General features: G+C 37.5%; 18 protein-coding genes and 1 tRNA gene. 7 read left to right on the top strand and 12 right to left on the bottom strand.

Annotated features, from left to right (window positions below):
- Positions 1 to 50 precede the first annotated feature (50 nt).
- Together ACFINK_RS02295 and ACFINK_RS02290 are read right to left on the bottom strand one after the other, a co-directional pair.
- Positions 51 to 3,185: an efflux RND transporter permease subunit gene (locus ACFINK_RS02295; RefSeq protein ID WP_375628413.1), complete on the bottom strand. Its 3,135-nt coding sequence runs from the start codon at positions 3,183 to 3,185 to the stop codon at positions 51 to 53.
- Complete coding sequence (locus ACFINK_RS02290) at positions 3,182 to 4,321, bottom strand: efflux RND transporter periplasmic adaptor subunit (RefSeq protein ID WP_375628415.1); 1,140 nt, start codon at positions 4,319 to 4,321, stop codon at positions 3,182 to 3,184. The genes ACFINK_RS02295 and ACFINK_RS02290 overlap by 4 nt, the downstream gene beginning before the upstream one ends.
- 369 nt (positions 4,322 to 4,690) lie before the next feature.
- Between ACFINK_RS02290 and ACFINK_RS02285 the strand changes: the two genes are divergently transcribed.
- The 4 genes from ACFINK_RS02285 (at position 4,691) to ACFINK_RS02270 (ending at position 9,799) form a co-directional block, all read left to right on the top strand.
- A tRNA-Arg gene (locus tag ACFINK_RS02285) sits at positions 4,691 to 4,767 on the top strand.
- A 756-nt stretch (positions 4,768 to 5,523) separates the two neighbouring features.
- Positions 5,524 to 7,197, top strand: a complete 1,674-nt coding sequence (locus ACFINK_RS02280) for a formate--tetrahydrofolate ligase (RefSeq protein ID WP_375638168.1) — start codon at positions 5,524 to 5,526, stop codon at positions 7,195 to 7,197.
- Positions 7,198 to 7,385: 188 nt separating this feature from the next.
- Positions 7,386 to 7,619, top strand: coding sequence for a 30S ribosomal protein S21 (gene rpsU / locus ACFINK_RS02275; protein ID WP_012754552.1), 234 nt, complete (start codon positions 7,386 to 7,388; stop codon positions 7,617 to 7,619).
- 1,619 nt (positions 7,620 to 9,238) lie between these two features.
- On the top strand, positions 9,239 to 9,799 hold the full coding sequence (locus ACFINK_RS02270) for an SH3 domain-containing protein (protein WP_375612838.1): 561 nt from the start codon (positions 9,239 to 9,241) through the stop codon (positions 9,797 to 9,799).
- Between the two features lie 46 nt (positions 9,800 to 9,845).
- On the opposite strand, the gene irrA is transcribed toward ACFINK_RS02270, so the two are convergent.
- Positions 9,846 to 10,358, bottom strand: a complete 513-nt coding sequence (irrA, locus tag ACFINK_RS02265; RefSeq protein ID WP_375612837.1) for an iron response transcriptional regulator IrrA — start codon at positions 10,356 to 10,358, stop codon at positions 9,846 to 9,848.
- A gap of 232 nt (positions 10,359 to 10,590) precedes the next feature.
- Here irrA and fabA point away from each other — a divergent pair, with 232 nt between their 5' ends.
- From fabA to fabI, 3 genes are read left to right on the top strand one after another with little or no spacing between them, the layout of a single operon-like run.
- Positions 10,591 to 11,100 (top strand): 3-hydroxyacyl-[acyl-carrier-protein] dehydratase FabA, encoded by a 510-nt coding sequence (gene fabA, locus ACFINK_RS02260; RefSeq protein ID WP_273722474.1) that lies wholly within the window; start codon positions 10,591 to 10,593, stop codon positions 11,098 to 11,100.
- Between the two features lie 57 nt (positions 11,101 to 11,157).
- A complete protein-coding gene (fabB, locus tag ACFINK_RS02255; RefSeq protein ID WP_375638167.1) occupies positions 11,158 to 12,378 on the top strand; it encodes a beta-ketoacyl-ACP synthase I in 1,221 nt (406 codons plus the stop codon).
- A 48-nt stretch (positions 12,379 to 12,426) separates the two neighbouring features.
- A complete protein-coding gene (gene fabI / locus ACFINK_RS02250; protein ID WP_375610038.1) occupies positions 12,427 to 13,245 on the top strand; it encodes an enoyl-ACP reductase FabI in 819 nt (272 codons plus the stop codon).
- Positions 13,246 to 15,091: 1,846 nt separating this feature from the next.
- Here the strand turns inward: fabI and gpsA are convergent.
- The 9 genes from gpsA to dnaA all read right to left on the bottom strand — a co-directional run bounded on the left by gpsA (position 15,092) and on the right by dnaA (position 25,929).
- Positions 15,092 to 16,099, bottom strand: coding sequence for an NAD(P)H-dependent glycerol-3-phosphate dehydrogenase (gene gpsA, locus ACFINK_RS02245; RefSeq protein ID WP_375612834.1), 1,008 nt, complete (start codon positions 16,097 to 16,099; stop codon positions 15,092 to 15,094).
- 399 nt (positions 16,100 to 16,498) lie between these two features.
- Complete coding sequence (cyoD, locus tag ACFINK_RS02240; protein ID WP_375638166.1) at positions 16,499 to 17,527, bottom strand: cytochrome o ubiquinol oxidase subunit IV; 1,029 nt, start codon at positions 17,525 to 17,527, stop codon at positions 16,499 to 16,501.
- Positions 17,527 to 18,195 carry a cytochrome (ubi)quinol oxidase subunit III gene (locus tag ACFINK_RS02235; protein WP_375628427.1) on the bottom strand — a complete coding sequence of 223 codons (669 nt, stop codon included), beginning with the start codon at positions 18,193 to 18,195 and terminating at the stop codon, positions 17,527 to 17,529. Before ACFINK_RS02235 ends, cyoD begins: the two co-directional genes overlap by 1 nt.
- Positions 18,192 to 20,210 carry a cytochrome o ubiquinol oxidase subunit I gene (gene cyoB / locus ACFINK_RS02230; protein WP_375611433.1) on the bottom strand — a complete coding sequence of 673 codons (2,019 nt, stop codon included), beginning with the start codon at positions 20,208 to 20,210 and terminating at the stop codon, positions 18,192 to 18,194. Before cyoB ends, ACFINK_RS02235 begins: the two co-directional genes overlap by 4 nt.
- 76 nt (positions 20,211 to 20,286) lie before the next feature.
- On the bottom strand, positions 20,287 to 21,258 hold the full coding sequence (gene cyoA / locus ACFINK_RS02225) for a ubiquinol oxidase subunit II (protein ID WP_375611432.1): 972 nt from the start codon (positions 21,256 to 21,258) through the stop codon (positions 20,287 to 20,289).
- A gap of 130 nt (positions 21,259 to 21,388) precedes the next feature.
- The gene (gene aroQ, locus ACFINK_RS02220; protein WP_375611431.1) at positions 21,389 to 21,841 is read right to left on the bottom strand and encodes a type II 3-dehydroquinate dehydratase; all 453 of its coding nucleotides are present in this window, start codon (positions 21,839 to 21,841) and stop codon (positions 21,389 to 21,391) included.
- A gap of 54 nt (positions 21,842 to 21,895) precedes the next feature.
- Complete coding sequence (gene recF, locus ACFINK_RS02215) at positions 21,896 to 23,029, bottom strand: DNA replication/repair protein RecF (RefSeq protein WP_375611469.1); 1,134 nt, start codon at positions 23,027 to 23,029, stop codon at positions 21,896 to 21,898.
- Positions 23,030 to 23,049: 20 nt separating this feature from the next.
- Positions 23,050 to 24,171 carry a DNA polymerase III subunit beta gene (gene dnaN, locus ACFINK_RS02210; protein ID WP_375638165.1) on the bottom strand — a complete coding sequence of 374 codons (1,122 nt, stop codon included), beginning with the start codon at positions 24,169 to 24,171 and terminating at the stop codon, positions 23,050 to 23,052.
- A gap of 186 nt (positions 24,172 to 24,357) precedes the next feature.
- Positions 24,358 to 25,929: a chromosomal replication initiator protein DnaA gene (gene dnaA, locus ACFINK_RS02205; protein WP_375638164.1), complete on the bottom strand. Its 1,572-nt coding sequence runs from the start codon at positions 25,927 to 25,929 to the stop codon at positions 24,358 to 24,360.
- Positions 25,930 to 26,253 lie beyond the last annotated feature (324 nt).

Raw genomic sequence — 26,253 nt, 5'->3', positions numbered from 1 at the left:
AAATGATATTTTTACAAGAATAAACTTTCAAATCTTTTCTATCATATACATCATTTAACTTGATTGAGTTCTTTTGTTAAACGTAAATCTTCTTCTGCTTTTGGTCTTATAAAACGCCCTAAAAAAAGATAAACAACCGGTGTGACATAAAGCGTAAAAATAGTTGCTAAACCTAAGCCACCAACGATAACCCAACCTAAGGCTATACGAGCTTCTGCGCCAGCACCTTTGGCCAAAACCAAAGGAATACCTCCTAAAATGGCACAAATCATTGTCATACAAACTGGACGAAGGCGAATGTTTGCTGCTTCTTCTACGGCTTCACGCACGCTTCTTCCCTGATCGCGTAATTGATCTGCAAATTCAACAATGAGAATACCATTTTTTGCCATAACACCAATTAACAAAATTAATCCAATTTGGCTGTAAATATTAAGACTTACACCACTTAATAGCATAGCAATTACAGCACAACCAATCCCTAATGGGACAGTGGCCATAATAATGAATCCTGAAATAAAGCTTTCAAACTGAGCAGCCAAAATCAATAAAATAATCAAAAAGGCAATGCCAAAAACAATCATAAAATTGGAAGATGTTTCATTAAGCGTTTCGGCTTCCCCTAAGGGAACCAAATAGGTTCCTTTTGATAACAAAGGAGAAGCAATTTTCTGTACAGTTTGGTAAGCTTCCCCTAAAGCGATATCTGGAGTAAGATTTGCGCTTAAAATAACAGCACTCATGCGTTTTTCCCGTTTTAATTGAGGAGCAATAGCTTTTTCATGTAAACGCGCAATAACCGATAAAGGAACATATCGATTGTCTTTGGTTTTTAAAAAAATATTTTCTAAATCGCTAGGACTCTTCATAGAATTTGTACGCGATATCAATTTAACATCGTAAGAATGATCATCCACGTTAATGGAACCAATCTTTTTACCATCCAACATTGTTTGTAATGTATCGCCCAAATTGGTGATATCAATCCCTAAATCGGAGGCTTTTTTTCGATTGATTTCAATAAAAAATTGCGGTTGTGTTGCATCAACAGTAAGGCGTGGGCGAATAAAACGCGGATCATCTTGTAAAGCACTTACCAGCTTATCAGCAATGGGTTGTAATATTGCATAATCATTGCCAAGAATTGCAAATTGCAACCCTTGCCCAGTTCCGCTCACACCTAGAGAATTTCCCTGCGCAGCAAACACAAAAACTGCGGGAAACTGTTTAACCTTTGCATTAATATCTTTCACGATTTCTTGCTGACTCCGTAAACGTTTATCCCAAGATGAAAGCAATAAAATCAAAAAAGCAGTATTGGGTGAACCGCCAGCACCCGCAATAGAGTAACTGTTAGCAATCTCCCCTGCATCACGTAATGGCTGTAGACTTGCTTCAATTTGCTCTATTTGCTCGTTCAAATATTGTGTTGAAATACCTTGTGGTCCATTAATAACCAAAAAGATCACAGCTCTGTCTTCTGCTGGCGTTAATTCCTGTTGTAGCTTCGTATAGCCTCCAACACAAAGACCCGCAAAAATAAGTGAAGCAAAAACAACAGCCCAAGGCTTTTCTAAACACTTATGCAAACTGTAAGTATATGCCTTATGAAAAAAATTACCTAATTTATATAAAAAAGCAAAATGATGGGACTTTTCCTCTTTTTCCTCAATATGTTCTTTGAGAAAACGCGAAGCCAACATTGGACAAAGCGTTAAGGCAACAACTGAAGAAAGCAAAATAGAAATTGCCAAAACAAAACCAAATTCTCTAAAAAGACCTCCAACTTGCCCAGGAAGAAAGGAAATAGGAACAAACACAGCCACTAATGTCAATGTTGTTGCTAAAACAGCAAAAAACACTTCACGTGTTCCTATCACCGCTGCTGCTCTGGAACCTAATCCCATATTGCGCCACCGAACAATATTCTCAAGAACAACAATGGCATCATCCACAACAAGCCCTGTTGCTAAAACAAGTCCTAAAAATGTGAGAATATTCAATGAAAACCCTACAAGATAAATAGCCGCAATGGTACCAATCAAAGCGACAGGAAGAGATAAAGCAGGTATCAGCGTTACACGAATGTCTCTGAGAAAAAGAAAAATGACCAAGATAACGCTCAAAATAGCAATGACCAACGCAACTTCAACCTCATGAAGAGCGCTTTTAATAAAAATTGCATCGTCATTAATAACGTCTATATTTACAGAAGAAGGAACAATACTTTTGAGATTATCAACAACGGCTCTCACACCTTCAGAAATATTAAGAGTGTTGGATTGTGCTTTACGCACGATACCTAATCCAATACCTGTCTTTCCATTGATACGAAGAATAACTGTTTCTATATCCGGCGATAAAGTAACATGCGCAACATCACCAAGATGCACATGAGGCTTTAAAACAACTTGTTCAAAAGATTCTGGTGTTGTTAAACGTGCAGTAGCACGTACAACTAAAGTTTGCTTAGAATTGCGTAATGACCCTACTGGCACATCTGTTGTCATATCAGCAAGAACACGTGAAATATCTGCTACAGTTAATCCATAACTTGCAAGTTTTGCTTGATCTATATCAATCTGAAAAATCTTTGTGCGAGCACTATCGACCTGTACATCACCAACACCATCAACAGCAGAAATAGCATCAACAATCTGATCGTTTACAATCGTGGTTAAATCATCAACACTCATTGTTGGTGACGTCACAACCAAATACATCATGGCAGCAGCATTCGAATCTGCTTTAATAATCAAAGGCGAATCCGCATCTTTCGGTAAAGAATAGGTAACACGAGAGAGAGCATCACGAATATCAGATGCTGCAACATTCAAATCAACACCGACATTAAAGTTAATCTTCACACGGGAGCGTCCAAAAGAAGACGTTGAAGAAATCGTCTTAACACCTGAAACACGAGAAACAGCATCTTCTATAACTTTTGTAACTTCACGATCAATTGTTTCTGCCGATGCACCAGAAAACATCGTCACAATCGTTGTTACAGGAGTATCAACATCGGGTAATTCTCTTACATCAACATTTAACCATGCTGCAAATCCTGCAATGATGATCATAGCATTCAAAACAAGAGTAAAAACCGGTCTGCGAATAAATAAGGTAATGAGACCACCTTGCTCCACCTTTGACATAGGCTGTTTTGTGCTCAATTCTTGGCTCATTGTATATCCGTTCCATAACCTACTGATAATTGCTGTTGATGAGACTTTGGATCATCAATAGTTACCTTACTTCCTGGATAAAGCATTTGCACCCCTTGAATGACAACTTGATCACCATTTTCTAGGGGAGCTTTCACGAAAACATGATCGGCTTTATGCTGAATAATTGATACGGGTATAGCCTCTACTTTTCCTTCTCTCACACGCCAAACGAATGACCCTTTACTATTCCATTGAACTGCAAGAGGATTAACGACAGGAAAAGAACCACCATGAAACTGCAAGGAAACAGAAAAGGACATACCAGACATGAGCGTATCTTTTTCATTATTGATTTCAACCTGAACATGAAGTGTGCGACTTTCTGGATCAACGATATTATCAATCGCATAAATATGACCAACAAAAGATCTATCTGGCTGCGCGATTAACGTTGCCGTTACCTCATCTCCTTTATGGATGCGCGACACATATCGTTCAGGGGCCCATATATCGACCAAAATACGTTCTCTATTCTCAATACGGCCTATTACAGTATTAAGGGTCACGTTATTCCCCGCATCAACGGGCAAAATACCAACAACTCCAGGAATCGGTGCTCGAATTGTTCGCCGATCGAGATCTAATTCAGCATTACGCAAAACTAAATTTGCGTTATCCAACTCTAAGCGTGCCATAATTTCTTGAACTTCCGTTGCCGTATTGCTGGCGCGTAATTTAAGAATACGCGAAAGCGTCAACGCATTGTTATCACGTTGCACTTTTGCTTTTGCAGCCGCTATTTCTTCTTTTTTAGAATCAAGCTTTGCAATCACATCATCAGCTTGTACTTTTGTACCCGCTGATACAAAAAGCTTATCAATAACACCTGAGGATAAAGGGGTAAGCTCGACTTCTGCAAGAGCTTTTCCACTCCCAAGAACGTTAAGTTGTTCATAAAGATCTTGAACTTTTACAAGATCAACGACAACATTTACCGGTGGCCTTCCCATTTTTTCATTTGAAGCTTTATCCGATACTCTTGTTTTATCCACCATAGAAATGGGTTGGTCTGCACTCTTTTTTCCAGCCCAATAAGTAACCGTTAAAACAACGATTAAAAACACTAATGGAAAGCTCTTTTTTAATAACGCCATACATCCGCCCTTGCTGTGTCATGTTCATCTGAAATAGTTTTCAACAGTAATATCGGCGTTTTACACAAAAACCCAACAGCGGGTGTATATATCTTACCCCCACCGCAAAAAACACATCTCATCTCTGCTTGACTATCTTTCATAGATTAAAACGTCAAGTTAACTATCGTTCATATTGCTTTGTATAGTCATGACAAAAAAATGTTCATATCAAAACCAACTGAAGCCATAATATATTATATCCTTTTTTAAAATATATCATAAAAAAAGAGAGATTTTTTTTATGACGACTCAAGTTTCACTTGCATTTCTTTAATGAAACGATTAGGAACCCTTTTGTCTTAGACAATGTAAAAAATTGAAATGTATGCACCCGTAGCTCAGCTGGATAGAGCACCAGACTACGAATCTGGGGGTCAGGAGTTCGAATCTCTTCGGGTGCGCCATCTATCAATATCTTACTTATAAAGTCAGACTTTTTAAATTCTTTATTTTGTGATTTATTTTTACCTATCTTTGTATTTTGTTATTTCATTCTGTTGTGAGTCGTTTCTTTAGCCATTTTGCTAGAATAAGATGTTACGAGTCCTTCAATTCAGCTCTAAGTTGCTTTTATTAGCTTATAATCGTAGCGATTGCATGAGTAGCGTATGTTGTTGTTTTCTTTTTTCAATCTATGCGCTTGTTTTTGGTCTCTTCCGGATTATACTCTCTACTCAGTTAGGTAATTTTTTACGTGCTTATTTCTAATTGTTCCATAACTGGATGTTTCTGGATATTTTATTCCTAGCAGTCCCATCTTAAGAGGGACTTCAGATGTGTCGCCATAAATTCCGGTTTACCACCATGTGAAACTTTTTCAGTGTGTTGTTAGAAAGAATAAATAAACTACTTCTCAAACGTACTACTATGAAACACTTATGGTATCCATTAATGTCATCAGCATTTGTTGCAAACCAAAGCTTCTTTTCGCAATATTTTTAATTGAATTAAACGTATTTTTACTGCTTAAAAGCAAAAAGATTCTTTTTCCTAAAAAACAATAAAACTCTTCTTGTGCTTCTTTAGCATTATCTCTTGCATGGCATATCATCGATTTCTATGATATCTTAATATTTTTCTGTTCTCTATGAATTTTTCTAATTAATCCATGGAGTACAGATCTCAAACATTAATAAAAGCTGAATTTAAAGAATTTTTCCATGCCTAAAACTGATATTGAAATTGCTCGCACTGCTAAAAAGCAACATATTATTGAAATTGCACAAAAAATTGGTATTTCACATGAAAATCTCATTCCCTATGGTCATGATAAAGCTAAAATTTCTTCTGAATACATAAAATCGCTTAATAAAAATCCAGATGGTAAACTTATCCTTGTCACAGCTATCAATCCCACACCTGCCGGAGAAGGCAAAACAACAACAACAGTTGGACTAAGTGATGCTCTTAATCTTATTGGTAAAAAAACAATAGCTACCTTGAGAGAACCATCTTTAGGTCCCTGTTTTGGTGTAAAAGGTGGTGCTGCTGGTGGTGGTTATGCGCAAGTCATTCCAATGGATGACCTTAATTTACATTTTACCGGTGATTTTCATGCTATTACATCTGCTCATAATCTTCTTGCCGCAATGATAGATAATCATCTTTATTGGGGAAATACTCTAAACATTGATCCACGTCGCATTGTTTGGAAGCGCGTTCTTGATATGAATGACCGTGTATTGCGCGATATTGTCATTTCATTGGGGGGCATAACAAATGGTTTTCCACGTCAAACAGGTTTTGATATTACTGTTGCATCAGAAATTATGGCGCTTCTTTGTCTCTCTGAAAATTTAGAAAACCTTACACAAAGACTCAAAAAAATTATTGTTGCTTATCGTTATGATAAAACGCCCATCACCGTTGCTGATCTCAATGCGGAAGGTGCAATGGCAGTTCTTCTCAAAGATGCTATACAACCCAATCTCGTACAGACAATTGAAAATAATCCTGTTCTCGTTCATGGAGGACCTTTTGCCAACATTGCTCATGGTTGCAATTCAGTTATAGCAACAAAAACTGCTTTAAAACTTGCTGATTATGTTGTCACAGAAGCAGGGTTTGGAGCAGATCTTGGAGCAGAAAAGTTCTTCAATATCAAATGTAGGCAAGCAGGTATTGTACCAAATGCTACAGTGATCGTCGCAACTATTCGTGCATTAAAAATGAATGGTGGTCTGGATAAAAATAACCTGACAGAAGAAAATATCACCGCTTTAGAAAAAGGAGCTGCCAATCTTTTACGACACATAAAAAATATGAAGCACTACGGTATTCCTTGTGTTGTGGCTATCAATCATTTTGACAGCGATAGCGATGCTGAAATAAAAACATTACAAAAAATAGTTGCAACAACTGGACACAAAGCTATTATCTGTAAGCATTGGGAACAAGGTGGAAAAGGCGCTATAGAACTTGCACAAGAACTCGTTACCTTGATTGAAAAGCACGATTCTGATTTTAAAGTTCTCTATCAAGATGATATTCCACTCGTTCAAAAAATTAATTGTATTATAACAAAGCTATACGGTGGACGTGGCGCCATCATCTCAGCCCCTATTCTCAAACAACTTGAAACTTGGGAAAAAGAAGGTTTTGGCGTCTACCCTATTTGTATGGCAAAAACACCTTATTCTTTTTCTTCTGATCCCACGCAATACGGAGCTCCTGTTGATTTTGAAATTCCCATACGAGAAGTTCGTCTCTGTGCGGGAGCCGGCTTTATTGTTGTCATTTGTGGAGATGTTATGACCATGCCGGGACTACCCCATTATCCCACGGCTGAAAAAATTCATCTTGACGAAAATGATCAAATACAAGGACTTTCATAAATTTATAACCGTAAATTCTATCATTCATTATAAAAAGCGTTTTTATTGTAAAAAAAATAGAATTTTAAAAAGCGATATAGACAAATGTCTCATTTATATGATATAAGTGCTTGTCCTTTTGGATATGCCTTTAAAAGGACGTAGGTTTTTTCCTATCATTTATGACACTGAAAAAAGCAGGATAGATAGTGCAAGTACTCGTTCGTGATAATAATGTTGACCAAGCGCTCCGTGCGTTGAAAAAAAAGATGCAGCGTGAAGGTATCTTCCGTGAAATGAAAATGCGTAGTTATTATGAGAAGCCATCTGAGAAGCGTGCTCGTGAAAAAGCTGAAGCTATTCGTCGTACACGCAAGCTTGCTCGTAAGCGTGCACAAAGAGAAGGTTTTGTTAGTAACGGACGAACTGTTGCGGTAAAGTAATATACTTTATGATATTATATAATTGCATAAGCAATAGATAGTAAGCTACTAGAAAATTTTATCTTCATAGGCAATTGCGATGAATTGCTTGGGTAGGTTTTTATGTACAATGTTATCTAATATGTTAGTTATTTGAAAATAATAAGGTTTCTATCATAGAGGTGGTTTTTATTTCACTCTTATATTTTAAAAATAGATAACAAACTACACTTGAGATATTTAAGCGACTTTTTCCTATGTAAATTGAGTGCGGGGTGTTTTATTATCACTTTTCGCTATAATTTTCTCCTTCTGGATATCTCTTACATCACTGCTTCTTATGTACAAATTTCATGATGAACTTCTTTTTTGTCATTAAATATTCTACATCTTTCGATCATCCTAGGTCTGATTACAAAACAAAAATAACTATCGCAATATGCGATTGTGTGTAAAATATAATATCAAATTCATAATCCTCTTTCCCTTCAGTTATGTAACGAAACGATATAATTCCATAACTTTTTATATCTCTTGATTCTATCTCTCTAAAGGATGACGAATTTCAACCACTGCACTATAGATTCTTTTTTCTTGATAAATTTCTTCTATTCATCACTTATGTAATTACCCTCATCAGTGTATCGAATAAGCCTTTCTATTTCATTCAACTTTCTTCTATACTGAGTTAGAGAAAAAGAAAATTGACAATAAACAGAGAAAACACTGTATTTTAATATGGATGAATGTGCCTTTTATTACCATTTTTGATGGAAATGTTTTTAAAATTTAAATAACGAGTTAAAGTTTTTAACGCGGAGATTTATTATTATAAGTAATCGTTTTTCATATTAAGTAATAATTCTGAATAACGTAAAGTTTCTCAACACTTTCTCATATTGAATCAATCAAGATTATTTTCTTGTACATCATAAGCGGGATTCGTATGCAAATAGAATAAAAGCTATTTAAGAAAAAACAAAAATGCTTCTTATAAACACTATAAATAATAGGAACTGCATAACATTGAAAGCTGGTAAATAGAACGATGGAGCCAGCTTATCTACCATACGGATAAGCATTATCATGGCATAAGATTAGAGTGTAGAAAATTTTATAAATGAATTATCACGAAAAAGTGTCCTGTTAAAATTAGCCCTTCATATATCAATCTACTCTATAATGTTGCTCATATTTTTACGCTTAAATGTTTTATTTATCGTATTATTTTGTTCATTCAAAACTTCTTTTCAAGCCACACAATAATCCCTTTCTGAACAGCTCTTTGTTCATAGTATGCATACATGCACTTTTACTTTGAGAAACAAACTCAAAAAAGAGATGCAATACTTTAGCCCTAATTTCCTGTACAAAAACTGCCTATGGCTCCAATATACTTTACTGTTTTATCACGCTTACAGCTACATAAAAATCTAATGTTTATTTATATCTACCCCCTCATAAACAAGATAAGCACTAAGAAATACAAACCTTTTGTTTTCCTTATTTTGATATTTTTGTAGCAATTTTTTCATCGTTTAGATCTCTTTAACGAGCAATGTGTCATACTTTTTATCAGTTTCCAGTCTTATCTTTCAGATTTTAAATTTCCAATATATGACGAAATAAAGGAGTTCGGTGTGCAAAATTCTCGTTGGTTTCGCGTTTCAATACTCATATCATGTATCTTAATAGCAATAGTCATTGTATTGGGTTCATCTCATTTGTTGCATGCACAAACATTTAATCAAAATTTAGGGCCCAGTGGTTTACCACTTCCGCGATTTGCTTCGATTAAACCCACCAGCGTTAATGTACGCGTCGGACCAGGAAGCAACTATTCAATCATTTTCACCTACAAAAAGAAGGGCTTACCTATTGAAATCATTCAAGAATATGATCAATGGCGCAAAATTCGTGATGCAGAAGGCGATGAGGGATGGGTGTATCAATCGCTTTTATCGGGAAAGCGAACTGCTATAACTATTCCATGGCAAAAAGATAAAACAAAAAGGCTGATGCTACGAAAAAACCCCACCGACAACGCAGAACTTGTGGCGGAAGTAGAACCTAACGTCATTGGTAACATCCGCCAATGTGATGGACAATGGTGCGAACTAAACATTAATAATACGCGCGGATGGCTTCAGCAACCCCAGTTATGGGGAATCTATCCTGATGAAAAAGTAAAAGGTTGGTGAATACTCAAACTCAACAAGTTTAATTTTTATTCCTCATTGAATATCCTCACTGCCTATCACAAGATTGATTTTTTGGTTTCAATCGCACGATTAAATCAACATGTGAAATTTCCATACCTTCTGGTGGCTTAGGCAAATTTCTAATAATGGGAGCTTCTTCCAAATTATAAGGAATATCAAGAATACGATTTTCGCCTTCTATATAAAAATGGTAGTGATCAGAGGTATTGGTATCAAACCAAGTTTTTGAGCCTTCTACGGCAATAATCCGTAATAATCCCGCTTCCGTAAATTGATGAAGCGTATTATAAACCGTTGCTAAAGATACAGGTACACCTGCCCTCACCGCTTCCTCATAGAGCTCTTCAGCAGTAATATGACGATTTCCTTGAGAAAAAATCATATGTGCAAGTTCCAACCGCTGACGTGTTGGACGCAGACCATTTTGACGCAAATGTTTTTCTAACATAGAAATGGAATAATATTGCACAATTTTTCCACACTCTTTTGTGAACTGCTGCTCTTCATTCATATCTAAATTGTCTGCACTCACTGACATAATTACAAACCCAAATATATTCCTGCTAAATAAGATCAAAATACAAAAAAATGGGAATAGTATGGTGTAATCTTGTATTCCATTTTTAAATAATTACCTATGTAGAATACATAAAAAAAGGCTTTTGTCATTAAAAATGATATAAAATCATTTCCCTCTCTTTAAAATTTGCTCTAAAAGTAGGTTGGGAAAAGCGCAGAAATAAAGATATATGCAAATAAATGGAGTAACAATGGCTGAACAAAAGTCTCGCTACACATATGAAGAGCTTCTAAGCTGCGCTCGCGGCGAAATGTTTGGTAGAGGTAATGCGCAATTGCCAGCACCGCCAATGTTAATGATTCATCGAATCACTCAAATTAGTGAAACTGATGGTAAATACGATAAAGGAATGGTTCGCGCCGAATTTGACATTACACCAGACATGTGGTTCTTTAATTGTCACTTTATAGGCGATCCCGTCATGCCAGGATGTCTCGGACTGGATGGTATGTGGCAATTAACAGGTTTTTTTCTTGGTTGGCTAGGCGAACCAGGCAAAGGAAGAGCAATATCAACAGGTGAAGTAAAGTTATCAGGGATGGTAACTCCACAAACCAAAATTCTTGAATATGAAATAGATTTTAAGCGTATTCGACGTGGAAATTTAGTCTTAGGAATAGCTGATGGGTGGCTAAAAGCAGATGGAGAGACTATTTATAAGGCGAACGATTTACGCGTTGCTTTATTCAAAGAAGATTGAACGTTATTTCCGTCAGAAAGAACTTTTCACTATTCTGTATGGAACGAGGAGGTATGAATGCGTCGAGTTGTTGTAACCGGAATGGGAATTGTCTCCGCAATTGGAAATAATCCTAGAGCTGTTTTAACCAGTTTACGTGAAGCAAAATCCGGAATTTCTTACGCACCTCAATATGCTGAATTAGGCTTTCGTAGCAGAGTTTATGGCAAGCCCGATATTAATATAGAAGAACTCGTAGATCGACGTGCTCTACGTTTTCATGGGCGTGGAACAGCATGGAATCACATCGCCATGGATCAAGCAATTGCTGATGCGGGTCTAGAACCGCATGAAGTATCGAACGAACACACGGGTATTATTATGGGTTCTGGAGGTGCTTCAACACATTCAATCGTAGAAGCTGCTGACATTACACGCCAAAAAGGTCCAAAACGTGTTGGACCTTTTGTTGTCCCTAAAGCGATGAGTTCCACAGCATCTGCAACATTAGCAACTTTCTTTAAAATAAAGGGGATCAATTATTCAATCTCTTCAGCTTGTGCTACCTCCAATCATTGTATTGGTAATGCTTACGAAATGATACAATATGGTAAACAGAAGCGCATCTTTGCCGGTGGCTGCGAAGATTTGGATTGGACACTATCTGTTTTATTCGATGCCATGGGCGCTATGTCCAGCAGATATAATGACATTCCTCACAAAGCTTCACGTGCTTATGATGTTAATCGTGATGGTTTTGTCATTGCTGGAGGTGCTGGCGTTTTAGTCCTTGAAGATTTAGAACTTGCTAAAGCACGTGGTGCAAAAATCTACGGAGAAATCGTTGGATACGGTGCGACATCCGATGGACATGATATGGTTGCCCCATCAGGAGAGGGAGCAGAACGATGCATGCGCATGGCCCTTGCAACAGTCGATAATAAAATTGATTATATCAATCCCCATGCGACAGCAACTCCTGTTGGTGATCCTCCTGAGATAGAAGCTATCCGTCGTGTCTTTGGAGCAGGTGATCAATGCCCCCCCATTTCCGCTACCAAGTCTCTAACAGGACATTCCTTGGGAGCAGCAGGTGTTCACGAAGCAATCTATACATTGTTAATGATGAATCATAATTTTATTTGTGAAAGTGCCCATATTGAAGAACTTGATCCAGCTTTTGCTGATATGCCAATCGTTCGTGAACGACGTGATCATCAACAACTGAATACCGTATTGTCGAATACTTTTGGCTTTGGCGGTACCAATGCAACGCTTGTTTTCCAACGTTATGTATAAACAAAAGCTCTTAGTAATTGAAAAAAGTACGGTCTTACGGAGAATAATATGAAAGGTTTGATGGAGGGCAAACGCGGCCTTATTATGGGAATTGCGAATGACCATTCAATTGCTTGGGGCATTGCCTGTCAGCTCGCACAAGCAGGAGCGGAATTAGCGTTGACTTATCAAGGAAATGCTTTTGGAAAACGTGTTCATCCCCTAGCAGATAAACTTGGCTGCAAATTAGTGCTAGAGTGTGACGTTGAAAAAAGTGAAAATATTGATTACGTCTTTGAGCAACTTGAAAAAGAATGGAAAACAATTGATTTTATTGTCCATGCCATTGGTTTTTCAGATAAAACTCAGCTAAAAGGGCGTTACGTTGATGTTACAACACGTGAAAACTTTCAACGCACGATGGTTATTTCAGCTTATTCCTTTACTGAAATTGCCCAGCGCGCGGGTAAGCTTATGCCCAATGGAGGAACACTTTTAACTCTTACCTACGGTGCTTCACAGCAAGTTGTGCCTAATTATAACATCATGGGTGTTGCTAAAGCAGCTTTAGAAGCTATGGTACGTTATTTAGCAGCGGACTTTGGTCCTCAAAATATTCGTGTCAATGCGATTTCCGCTGGTCCTGTTAGAACTTTAGCAGGTAATGGTATTGCAGCTGCACGGGCAATATTTTCACATCAACGCCGTAATGCCCCATTACGGCGTACCGTAGATATTCATGAAATTGGAAAATCTGCTCTTTATCTACTCTCTGACTTATCATCAGGTGTTACAGGTGAAATCCATTATGTTGATTCAGGCTATAACATCATGTCTATGCCAATACTTGAAGAACTGAAAAAAAGTGACGATTCCCAAGAAGAATAAAATTTATTTCATTGCACTAAAAAAGAAAATCAATCATGTACATAGTGCTTTAATCGGGTATTGAGTACTTTCTCAGCTATATAATAGTGTATTGACTTATAATAATATGACGTAAGGAATATGTGCAAATGTTTGTAAGAATAAGTCAATACAAAACCAGATGTACGATGCCTTGTTTCGCAAAATATTTTATAAAAGCCGGAATATTTCTTCAATCCATGGTTGATAAAGTGTGTATTTTATGACGTTATTTACCTTACTAAAGCATACGCTTTTGCCATTGCTTATAAATCAATATCCAACCCTCATGCCACCGCAGTTTGAAACAGAGATTAGAGAATTATTAAAACCCTTAGTTTCAGCTTTTGTGTAGCAAATTGAAAAAAATATTCCTACCGTTTGATTTATTCTTGAAACGCAAATACAATCTAATTTAGGATGAATATGAAGGCGTAAAGAAATCAATCATTAATCTTACTATTGTTCTTTAATGAAAGCATTGCTCTGATGTGTCAGGTAAAATAGAACACCCAAAAACACTATAGCTGTTTCTCCTTCATGCATTTTTTAAAGATATCTCTCAATGCACGCCATTCCATTTCACAATGGTACCTGTAGAACATATAAAAAATCCTTGTGAAGTACATAAAATCCTTTTTTTACCACCATTTTAATGTTTATACAGATGACAAACCGACACCGTCATTTTACTTGCCATGTTCTAATATTGAAACAACCCTTGACACTTGAGATGATTCATTAGAAGTATCTTTAATAATTTTTATCCACATACTAACCCGCTTGTGACAAGCAAACATATATTTTTAATTAACTCAATACAAAAATAAAATGAATTATTTATATAAATCAATTTTTTATCTTTATAATCACATTATTTTTCAGTTTAAATGACAGCCACAAACAAGTACAATAACATTTTTTCAATCTTAGACTTTCAAAGTTATAATTCCAAAAATCATTTCTTGCATATAAAAAACAGAATTGACATGTGAGAAAATAAAAGGCTTAAATATCTCTACTGAACAGCTTCAAGTGCCAAGAGCTGTCTCACAACATTTGGGGGTGTAATGATGCTCGTCTTCCTCCTTCATAAACATAAAGATGGGGATGTGCACAATAGCTTTATCGGTTACACTATTCACAGTCACCGTCGCAAATTGGACTTAGGATTTTTAAGAGAGGTCTCTTTAAAACAAGCACGTGAATATATAACAGCAATCGTGTTTTTTTGGACGTTCTATTTTACCTGACACATCAGAAAAATGCTTTCATTAGAAAATGAGAAAAATAAAGGTGTGAGATAATCTCCATTATTTAAAAGATATTGCTTTAGATAGCGTAAAACTGAATTTAAAAATGATTGTAGAAATGGGAACAGATTTTCAGCTTTAAAATTTCATCTTCTTCCCAAATTAGATTGTCTTCTTGTTTTAAAGAATTACAAAAACAGAGATTCACAATATCCCTGCCCCGATATTCTTAGCTTATACGTTACATAAATAAGATGCTTCTACCTAATGAGTCTTGTATTATTCTGTTTGCAAATATCATTGTGAGATGAATTTAAGAGACAATAAAAATATCTTGTTCATTACATTACATAAACACGTATAAGTGGAAACGACAATTTATCTTCAAAGAGATAGCTCTTAGACAAAAGCCAAAACTTTTATATTTCAGCCATGTTTCATAAAGAATCGAATGATATGAATCTATAATTTTCTGGAATATGACTGCCTTATACAACCATCAATAAAATCTATTTTATATGTCTATCATAGCATGTTTCTATTTTTTACGATTAGAATTATTAAAAAACAGGATATCATTGAATTTCGTCCTTGAGAGCGCGGCTTAGTAATGTGTTTGCCGCTTCAGTTATATTTTTACCACAATAGAGAATTTGATAAATTTGTTCTACAATGGGCATTTCTACCCCAATACGCTGCGCCAACGTATATACTTCCTTGGTATTTAAGTATCCTTCCACAACCTGACCAATTTGTTTTTCTGCTTCTTTTATATCTATTCCTTTACCAAGAAGTATTCCAAAACGGCGATTACGCGACTGATTATCAGTACATGTCAAAACCAGATCACCTAAGCCTGTCATTCCCATAAATGTGGAAAGCTCAGCACCCATAGCCTCCCCTAAACGACTGATTTCAGCTAGTCCTCGTGTGATAAGAGCTATTCGTGCATTTGCCCCAAAACCTATGCCATCTGATATTCCTGCACCAATAGCAATAACATTTTTGACTGCCCCCCCTAATTGAACACCAATCATATCTGAACTTTTATAAACTCTAAAACTTTTGTCACAATGAAAAAGTTGCTGCAATTCTTTACCAAACTCAACATCAGAAGCTGCTATCGTCATTGCAGTAGGCCAACCAATAGCTAGTTCTTGAGCAAAAGTTGGTCCAGAAAAAACAGCTAAAGGAATTTTTTCACCTAAAATCTCACGAGCAACCTCTTGTAAGAAACGTCCAGTACCATGTTCTAAACCTTTTGTAGCCCAAATAACGCGTGAATGCTGATCTAAATAAGGCTGAATATTATACAAAACTTGATGAAATACATGGCTTGGAACAGCGATTAATATATTGTGACTTGCCGTTATTGCAGTTTCAAGGGAAGCTTCAAGTAATAAATTTTCAGGAAATCGAACATCGGGTAAATATACTTGATTACAACGTTGTTCCTGTAATTCTTTGATATGTTGAGGACTATATCCCCAAAGTAAAACATTATGACCATTACGGGCAAGAGCTATCGCTAATGCAGTACCAAAAGAACCAGCACCTATAACTGTCATTGCAACGGTTTTCATTAAATTTTCTGATTATTCTCTAAATTTTTGATTTCAATTGCATATTATTATTACAAATAATTTTAATGCTATCTTTAATATAAATTCTTTAAATCTAAAAATATTACTGCTTCGTAGCTTTTTTATCTCACACAATATAAAAATTTGTTTCGCACATTCTCTTTCTTTGTAGTAAATTTTACAAACATCACTTTTTGTATATTCTACAAATAGCTATTTGTCTCAAAAATTAAAGATTGGCTAAATACCCCACGGACTTTCTCTTTTAAATTAAAAGTATATTCAAAATAATGATACTCATTCCACTGATATCTTGTACTTATCTCCTGCTTTATATCCTACAAATTTCTTCTACGAAGCTGATACATGCCGCATTAGCTCCGTAGATATTTCTAACAACTACTCCACAGGAAACTGCGTATTTGGACCTTGCTCCATGGGCATTTCTGAACCAGGTGCTTGATCTACAGGAGTTTGCGTACTTAGACCCTGCCCCATAGGCATTTCTGAACCAGGTGCTTGATCTACAGGAGTTTGTGTACCTAGACCCTGCCCCATAGGCATTTCTGAAACAGGTGCTTGATCTACAGGAGTTTGCGTACCTAGACCCTGCCCCATAGGCATTTCTGAACCAGGTGCTTGATCTACAGGAGTTTGCGTACCTAGACCCTGCCCCATGGGCATTTCTGAACCAGGTGCTTGATCTACAGGAGTTTGCGTACTTAGACCCTGCCCCATAGGCATTTCTGAACCAGGTGCTTGATCTACAGGAGTTTGCGTACTTAGACCCTGCCCCATAGGCATTTCTGAACTAGGTGCTTGATCTACAGGAGTTTGCGTACTTAGACCCTGCCCCATAGGCATTTCTGAACCAGGTGCTTGATCTACAGGAGTTTGCGTACTTAGACCCTGCCCCATAGGCATTTCTGAACCAAGTGCTTGATCTACAGGAGTTTGCGTACTTGCACCTTGCTCCATCGAAACCTCTGAGCCCTGTATCTTTTCTGGCTGTTTTCTTACGGATATATCTTTGTTTGATAACTGCTCAGACACTGAAGAATCATCTCTACTTGATATTTCCGGTTCAATAACACGTCCTGAACCACCCATCATATTATAATTCAAATGAGAAATAGCCCACCAAGTTCCCCCAATAATAACAAAAACGCAAATAGCAGCAAACCACAACGCGCTTAAATTCCACTTGGCGTCTGGACCAGAATTCAAGTGCAAAAAGAAAACAATTTGTACTATAATCTGAATAATCGCCATCCCAATAAGATACGCAACCTTTGTACTAACTGCCCAACTTTCCATCATTCCATACATCACAGGAATAAAAGAACCCAAAGTGAAAAATACAGCCAGAATAAAACCAACCAAATAGGAACCAGTACTGGGACCATGTGTTTCATTTTGCACGCTCATCACAACGCTCCTAATAGATAAACCATGGTGAAAACACCAATCCATACAATATCAAGTAAATGCCAAAAAATGGAAAGACATGCTAAACGTGTTTTATTGTTCTGATCCAAGCCATTACGACGAAGATGAAAAAACATCACAACCATCCAAAGAAGGCCAACACTTACGTGAAGTCCATGGGTGCCAACCAAAGCAAAAAATGCTGACCAATAAGCAGAGAGAATTTCCCGTCCAAAAAGCTGTAAACCTGTTGCAGGATCAATACCCGCATAAGCATTTGGATCAAAATAAAAAACCTCACTCAAAAGTTCATGAAATTCGTAAAGTTCCATACCAATGAAGCAACACCCCAATCCAAAGGTAATAGCCATCCATAAACGCACACCACTGATGTTATTTTTATGTGCTTGTACCATTGCAAAGCCATAAGTGACGGACGAAAACAACAAGAAAGCAGTCTCAACCAAAACAAACTTTAAATCTATAAACTCACTGCCCGCTTTACCACCACCATAAGAAGCAGAAAATACAGCAAAACTTGAAAACAGTGTCGAAAACAGGATTAAGTCTGAAAGAATATAGACCCAAAAACCAAACGTCATTACCGAGCTACTATCGTGGTGAAGTTCATCTATAGTACTCGCGTTATTCATTGTTACAGCACTCATACTGTCACTCCTTGCTCTTTAAGAACAGCCGTAAAGGCATCTTCAGTTTTTTGCACTTCTTCAGCTGGAATATAGTAACCATGATGATCACCTGTTAATGAATGACACACAAGCGTTGCAATAAAACCAACCAGTCCAACCGCAACAAGCCACCAAATATGCCAAACAAGCGCAAAACCAACAACTAATGAGAAGAAGCCAGCAATAATTCCAGCCGATGTATTCGATGGCATATGAATTTTTGTAAATCCACTTGTCGGCCGTTGATAACCACTTTTCTTCATATTCCAATAAGCATCATCAGACTGTATCTTTGGAAGGAGGGCAAAATTATAAGAAGGAGGCGGTGAAGAGGTAAACCATTCAAGTGTACGTGCATCACCCCAAGAATCATTTAATGTTACCGGTAAGTGCCCTTTATGCTTAATACCGTACCAAATCGCCAAAACAACCTGTAGCACAAAACAAAGGATACCAAGTAAGATAATACAAGCACCCAATGCAGCAATAATAAACATCGGCTGCCAACTAGGTTCCATGTAATGCTGAAGACGACGCGTCGCCCCCATTAAACCAAGCGCATAAACGGGGAAAAAGGCAAGGTAAAAACCAATAAACCAACACCAAAAAGATGTAATACCTAGTATGCGATTTGGTTTATAACCAAAAACTTTTGGAAACCAAAATGCAATCCCCGCTAAGTACGCAAAAACCACACCTCCAATAATTGTATGATGGAAATGTGCTATCAAAAAGAGCGAATTATGAAACTGCCAATCAGCAGGAACAATAGATAATAAAACACCTGTTAATCCACCACCAACAAATGTAAAGATCATACCCATGCACCAAAGCATAGGAGGCTCAAAGCGAATCCGACCTCTATACATCGTAAGCAGCCAATTAAAAACTTTTACACCGGTTGGAACTGCAATAATCATCGTAGCAATACTAAAGAAGGTATTTACAGCTTCACCCCCACCCATTGTGAAGAAATGATGGCCCCAAACAAGAAGCGAAAGAATCAAAATAACCAACATGGCCCATATCATTGAAGTATAACCAAAGAGGCGTTTTGAAGAAAAAGTTGATACAACTTCAGAAACAATTCCAAAAGCAGGAACAACCAAAACATAAACCTCAGGATGACCAAAAACCCAAACATAGTTAATCCATACCATCGGATTTCCGCCACCAACATTGGTAAAGAAATTCATGTTCAAATAACGATCACATGCCAAGAGTGCAAATGCTACAGCCAAAACAGGATAAATGACTACAATAAGAACATTGCTGACAAAAGCACTCCAACAAAAAATAGGCATTCTCATCATTGTCATTCCAGGAGCACGCATTTTAATCATCGTTGCAATAAAATTCACTGATCCCATTGTTGTTGCAATACCAGAAAGCTGAAGTGACCATAAATAATAATCTACCCCTGTATCTGGACTCGTTTGCAATTCTGTAAAAGGTGGATACATCAACCAACCACCACGACCAAAATTCCCAACACCTAGGGATATGTTAATCAATATCGCCCCTGCAGCCGTAATCCAAAAACCTAGATTATTTGCAAAGGGAAAAGCAACATCACGCGCACCAATTTGAAGTGGTATAAGATAATTAAAAAGACCAAATAAAATAGGCGTGGCCATGAAAAAAATCATGATCGTACCATGCGCCGAAAAAATTTGATCAAAATGCTCAGGGGGCAAATAACCTGCTGTTTCACTCCCAAGAGCTAAAGCTTGATGCGTTCGCATCATAAGTGCGTCCGCAAAACCGCGAACAAGCATAATAATTCCAAGAACGATGTACATAATACCTATGCGTTTATGGTCAACCGTTGTAATCCAATTTCGCCATAGAATCCCCCACCACCCAAGTACTGTTAGAGCAATAACAGCAATTAAACCAACCAAAACAATCGCAATACATGTATACAAAACGATCGGTTCATGTGCAAGCGCATGAAAAGCACCTGCCGTAGGATCTGTAAGTCTTCCAAACATTTCTCAACCCATTTCAAATGAAATTCAAGTTTAAAAGAAACCTTTGTTAAAAGGGCTCTTTACTTTATTGACTCTGTTAAATAACATCAGGATCAAATACTGAACATAGTGCACCCCATAGCGTCTGAGCAGCAGCACGTTTCATTAAATCTTCATTACATACCGTCTTTTCATCGACACATCGATTCACAACACGATAGTAAAGCCGCTTCTCAACAGGTGCAAAATAACGAACTTCAGCATCTTTTTCCTTCGCAGCAATATCACCCATACGAGGCGCAATAGAAAGTTGACGATAAGATGAACGATCAAGTACTCGACCATTAGCCCGAGCTTTTACAATCCAATCCTCAAAATCCTGCAAAGACACAGAATGCCACTTAAACCGCATACCCGAAAAACCATCACCACTATAATTTGCTGAGGCTCCTTTGAATACTCCTTGCTCTTCAGCGACCAAATGCAACTTAGCATTCATCTGCGGCATAGCGTAAAGAACTGTACCCAATTTGGGAACCCAAAAAGCATTGACAGAATTCTCTGACGTCAATTGCAATAAAACTTGACGTCCTTCAGGCGCATAAATCTCATTAATCGATGCAACACCGTATTCAGGATAAATAAAAAGCCATTTCCAATCAAGAGCAACAGCATCAATCTGTAATGGCTTTCCTTCACCTACAACTTCCACTGGAAGAGGATTTGTAGGTTCAAGCTTATAGGTATAATAAGCTGTTAATGAACCTAAAACCATTACAATTACAACTGGAATACCCCACATCAATGCTTCAATTTTATTTGAATGTGCCCAATCAGGAGAATAGTCCGCTTTCATATTCGATGCACGATATTTTATAGCTAAAAATACCACACTCACCATAACTGGGATAACAATACAAAGCATCACCACCACACAAACAACGATCAAAATGAGCTGTTGACGTGCAACATAACCTGATGGCTGCATAACATCAATTTTACAACCAGACAAAAGCAGTGCTCCCCCTAAAATCACAAGCATTTCTAATTGTCTAACAAAGCTTTTCATCTCTATTTACCCCCGTCATACGCACTAAAAACTGTCATAAATATATACCTCACATTGTACAGATTTGAAAATAATTATCAAGAGAATTAAATGCCTATATTACTCTTATTAAACGCTTACTCTTTACCTATCACAATTTAATTGTTTTGCTTAATTGTTTTGCAATATACTCAAGTGCAAACCGATATCCATCACCTCCACACCCAGTTATGATAGCGTCTACACCTGCAGATGTATAAGAATGGTGACGAAAAGCTTCACGCTGATAAATATGAGATAAATGAACTTCTACTTTCGGCCCTGAAAACATTTTTAGAGCATCAAGAAGTGCAACAGATGTATGACTGTAAGCCGCTGGGTTAATGATCAATCCAGAACTTGCCTCTATTGCTTCTTGTATCCATGCCACTAATTGCCCTTCATAGTTACTTTGATAAAAATTTATTATAATATCATTTTTTTTTGCCCATTCTCTGCATCTTTTTTCAATATCTTCTAGAGTTTCAGTTCCATAAATTTCTGGCTCACGTTGACCTAGAAAATTTAAATTAGGACCATTTAAAATCGTTATTATCTCTGACATAGCAAGCCTTTTCTTTCAGACCTATCACTTATTAAAAAAATATTTAGCATGTTTTTACGGCAATAAAGCTCCATCCTTAATCTCAAAGAATTCTGCGCGTCCTTTTAAGTCATCAAATAAAAGACGATCTGTTCCTGTCATAAATGTTTGTACAGCTAAATCATCAAGAATATCAAATAGAGCAGCACGTCGATGCGAATCAAGATGGGCAGCCATTTCATCAAGAAGAAGAATAGGAGATCTTTCCGACATCATACCTGTTAGACGTGCATGACACAAAACTAAACCTGTTAGCAGCGCTTTTTGTTCACCTGTTGAACAAGATGTTGCTGCTCTATTTTTATCAGCATAAAAAACCTGCAAATCTGCACGATGTGGTCCTTCTAACGTCCGACCAGCAGCACGATCCATTGCGCGATTATGCCGCAATCGATCACAAAATTGTTCTTCAACTTCAGTTGCTGATATTTCACTAAGAGCTGTTTCTAAAAAACCATCAATTTGCAAAAAAGCTCGTGGAAAAGGTATCTGTGAGGGCATTTGTGTAAACATGTCATTTAAAAGACGAATAACATCAACACGCGCCGCAGAAATAGCTGTCGCCAATTCTGCCATTTGCTTTTCTAAAGCATCAAACCAAGCACAATCTTCATTTCCATCTAAAAACAAACGATTACGTGCGCGCATAGCTCTATCATAATCGGCTATGCGGCGCCTATGCAAGGGATCAATCGCCAAAACCATACGGTCCAAAAAACTACGGCGCTCAAGTGAAGGACCTGTAAAAAGACCATCCATAGACGGTGTTAGGACACTAATATGACAATAATCTGTTAGGCAATCACTCGACTCATTCACACCATTAATATGGACCTTTCGACTGTTATCGCTAACCTCAAAAGCTGTACCAATCTTTACTTCACCATAAAGAGCGCATTCAAGACGCGCAAATACAACAAATCCTCCACCACCACCATCTACAAAACTAACGTCAGAATAAACAGCACGCCGCAAACCACGACCAGGAGAAAGAAAAGATAACGCCTCTAAAAGATTCGTCTTACCAGCACCATTATGGCCAGTAAAAACCACATGCTGACCAGAAAAATGAATATTGAAAAAAGAATAATTGCGATAACGTAAAAGCTTCAGCTGCCTCACTGCCACTTTGTGCACATGACTGGCCATGCATTGCAAAACAACTGCCCCTAAACGCGAATAGGCATCAGTACATAGAGCACATCCGCATCATCATTATCACGAATCAGAGCTGGTGCTCCAGCCTCAGCCAACATAAAAACCATCTCATCACTTGAAAGCTGCCCAGCAATATCCAAAAGATAACGTGAATTAAATCCTATCTCAAGCGGTTCAGATGCATAAGTTACTGATAATTGATCTTCTGCACTGCCCGAATCTGGGCTATTAACAACAAGCCTTAACTGTCCATGCTCAATCGTTAATTTAACTGCACGCCCCCGATCACTTGAAATCGTTGAAACACGATCAACTGCAGAAGAAAAGTCCTGCCTATTAACAATTAATTCTTTATCATTTCCAAGAGGGATAACACGTTGATAATCTGGAAATGTTCCATCAATTAATTTTGATGTAAAAATCACAGAGCCTATAGAAAAACGAATTTTTGTCTCCGAAAGCTCTATACATACATCGCTATCATTTTCTTCTGAAAGAAGTTTTTGCAATTCTCCTACAGCTTTACGGGGAACAATAACACTAGGCATTCCCTCAACTCCCGAAGGAGCTTCCATCTCAACTTGTGCCAAACGATGACCATCAGTTGCAACCAAACGCAATTTCAAAACACCATCATTAATAATATGGAAATAAATACCATTAAGATAATAACGGGTTTCTTCAGTAGAAATGGCAAATTGTGTACAATCAAGTAAATGTTTTAAGCCTGATGCCGATAAAGAAAAACGATAACCAAATTGCCCAGGAAGCGACTCTGGAAAGTCTGCCTTCGGAAGACATTGAAGCTGAAAATGTGCACAACCCGAAACAACGGACATTGTACCTGCTTGATTCTCATCGAGGGATAATACAACTTCATTGCTATCAGGAAGTTTTCGAATGATATCATAGAGCAAATGTGCCGGAACAGTTGTTGCTCCAGCTTGTTTAACATTAACTGCAAAAGATTCCATAACCTCTAAATCAAGGTCTGTTGCTTTTAACTGTACACGGCCATTTTCTGCATCAATCAACACATTCGATAAAATAGGAACAGTATTACGGCGCTCTACCACACGGTGAACCCGACCAAGAGACTTGAGAAATTGACTGCGATCAACTGTAATCCGCATAAAAGCCCCGTATGATTTACTAAAAACTATAAGAATTCTTTAGACTTAAAGAATAGACCCTCTTTAAGAATCGCCTGCTAGAGTTTATTAAACCTCTCTTAAAATGGCAAGTCACTCCTGCATAAGAAAAAATAAATCTTTTCATTAAATTCTTTAAAGTCTCTCCAAAGAAAGAAACGATAAACACTATACAGCCTGTTCTCCAATCAACCGCTTAAGCAACTCAAGTTCCTTAGCCAAGGTCTGATCACCACAAACCAAATCTTCAATTTTACGCACAGCGTGTAAAACTGTTGTATGATCACGCCCACCAAAACGGCGCCCAATTTCTGGTAATGAGCGAGGAGTTAATACTTTTGCTAAATACATTGCAACTTGCCGTGGCTTCACAACCGTACGTGTTCGACGATTAGATAACAAGTCCTGTTTAGAAACATTATAATGGCGTGCTACCGTACGCTGAATTTCTTCAATCCGAATACGCTTAGGTTCACTAGGACGTGTCAAATGACCTAATAACTCATCAATCCGCTCTAAAGATAAATCAGACTCAAAAGATTGACGAAACAAGAGCTGATTAAACGCACCTTCAATATCACGCCCCGACCCTAAAACCGTTTTCGCAATATATTCCAAGATATCATCAGAAATTGATACCATGCCATCATCTTGTTGTGCCACCTTCAACCGCTGGCGCAACATTTGCAAACGCATTTCATAATCTGGTGCTTCAATTTCAAGAGCTACCCCTCCCTGAAGACGAGAGCGAACGCGAAGATCAAGCGATTCTAATTCTGCTGGTGGACGATCTGCAGCGACAACAACCTGTTTTGCACTATCAAGCAACATATTAAGCAAATGGCAAAACTCATGTTGTATCGACTTACCCTGCAAAAACTGCATATCATCAATAATCAAAAGGTCGATATCACGAAGCTGTTCTTTAAAAGAAAGAGCATCATTATCACGAATAGCTGTTGCAAAACGCCACATAAAATATTCAGCAGTTAAATAAATAACGCGCGCAGACGTTAAACGCTTCAATGCAGAAGCAGCAATCGCTTGAAGCAAATGTGTTTTTCCTAAGCCAACAGATGCGTGAATAAAAAGAGGATTAAAACGTAAGGCACTTTTATGCCCCTCTGCAATGGAACGCGCAGCTGCTAAAGCAACACGATTAGAAGCCCCCTCAACAAAACTTTCAAAAGTATAGCGAGAATCAAGTGGAGATCCAAAAACTCCCGTTTGAGAATTCTTAACTGAATGCTCTGCGCAACTTTCAACAAAAGATGAAGTCGCCTGCTCCTCTAGCACAACAGGAGGAACACTTCTTTTACAAACGACATCTCTTGAAACGCGTTCCATACCACGAACAATAACTTCAACACGAAGAATTGCTGAATTCTCTTGTTTCCATAAATGAGTCAAAAGAGAACCATAGTGATTATTAATCCATGAACGTAAAAAAGCAGTAGGAACAGAAAGCTTTACAAGAGTATGACTATATTCAGCAAGCTTCACACGTCCAAACCAACTGGTATAAGCCTCAACACCAACCTGCACCTTTAATTGCGCCATAACACGTATAAAAGCCGCCGCACTTTCCTCCTCTGAAACAATAGAATGCCCTATAGAAGCATTTCTACAAACGTTCTCATCACTTTCCGTCATCCTATTCTTTATTATGTTCTCTGCCGACAGGATATTTACCGAAACCCTTTTAAAGGAACTAGCTTTAGAGTTCAATTTATCCACCATCTTCCATCCTGATAAAAATAAAATTTTGTCCTGCCAAACAACTAAAATAAATCTAGCGAAGGCAAAACGCCCTACCCCAAATAAGATTACTCACCCTCCCCTAGGATAGCCTCATCACAACCCTACTAACAAAGATGACCAATAAGATTTACTTGCACTCATGATATGACCCACCCTTCTAAAATGGTAAACATATCCATTAAGAAAACTAAAAAACCGTCAGAAAACCTCTCCAACACAAAAGTTTCGAAAAGCCTAAATCAAAACATCTTGTATTCAACAAAATACAGAATAATGCGCTGATGTGACCCCTTCATGCTTCTT

This window comes from Bartonella sp. AA16NXGY, from assembly GCF_042197325.1.
In the GTDB taxonomy this organism is placed as follows: Bacteria; Pseudomonadota; Alphaproteobacteria; order Rhizobiales; family Rhizobiaceae; genus Bartonella.
This window is presented reverse-complemented; position numbering and strand designations above follow the sequence as displayed.